Below are 526 nucleotides of genomic sequence, written 5' to 3'. Positions count from 1 at the left end.
ATACAACTGAAACACAAAGTTTACCTTCATTAATTTCAGTTAATGCTTCACCTAAGTTTAAAACACCTACATCAATATCTCCTTTGATAAGGTTGGTTTTAATTGGCGCAACACCTTTGTAAGCAACGATAGTTGGATCTTTTAATCCACCTTTTTTTGTAAATGCGATTGCACTAACATCATCAATACCACCAGTATGAGTAGTTCCATATTTTAGTGATTTTGATTTTTGTGTGCTAATAAATTTTTTAGCATCTTTGATGTCGTTCTTACAATTAACAACAAACAATTGAGGATCATCAGTTCCTCTTGCAAGTGGTTGCATATCACTTAATTTAACTTTAGTTTTACCTAAAGCCATAGATACAGCATGACCTGTTGTCCAAGTTAAAGTATGGTTTCCATCAGCTGGTAAAGACATCATGTAATCCATAGATGCTGCTCCACCACCGCCTTTTTTGTTTACTAATTGCATGTCCTGCTTAAGAACTCTTCTTGCTCTTAATAACATCATTCTAGTAGTAAC

At 34.0% G+C, this 526-nt stretch carries 1 protein-coding gene; it reads right to left on the bottom strand.

The genetic code is table 11. From position 1 onward, the window contains the following. Positions 1-526 (bottom strand): Bug family tripartite tricarboxylate transporter substrate binding protein (locus AMN88_RS01340; RefSeq protein ID WP_256997772.1); only part of this gene is annotated, 526 nt, incomplete at both ends.

The sequence above is a fragment of the Candidatus Pelagibacter communis genome (assembly GCF_001180165.1).
Taxonomy (GTDB): domain Bacteria; phylum Pseudomonadota; class Alphaproteobacteria; order Pelagibacterales; family Pelagibacteraceae; genus Pelagibacter; species Pelagibacter ubique_P.
Note: the sequence above shows the minus strand (reverse complement) of the source record. Positions and strands in the feature narration are given on the sequence as shown.